Consider the following 228-nt stretch of genomic DNA (forward strand, 5'->3'; position numbering starts at 1 on the left):
TTTCAAACATCGAAACAGAAGTAAATGTTGCTTCAGCGTATTTACGAAGTATATCATCCTCTATCATTTTGGTTAAAGATGCATCAAATGGATTGATGATGCCAATGTTTAGATGTACCTCTTTTATTTTTTCTAAAGCACCAATAATGTGTAGGGCAATATAGCCGATTTCATCTTCCGATACTCTGAAGCCGGTTTTTTCCTGAAAATAATCGGCAATGCTTGAAC

At 35.1% G+C, this 228-nt stretch carries 1 protein-coding gene; it reads right to left on the reverse strand.

The features are described 5' to 3' along the window. Positions 1-228, reverse strand: a 228-nt coding sequence (locus RYX56_RS25735; protein WP_317124561.1) for a PRD domain-containing protein, incomplete at both ends; no start/stop codon positions are given.

The sequence above is a fragment of the Alkalihalophilus lindianensis genome (assembly GCF_032843265.1).
GTDB lineage: Bacteria > Bacillota > Bacilli > Bacillales > Bacillaceae_D > Alkalihalophilus > Alkalihalophilus lindianensis.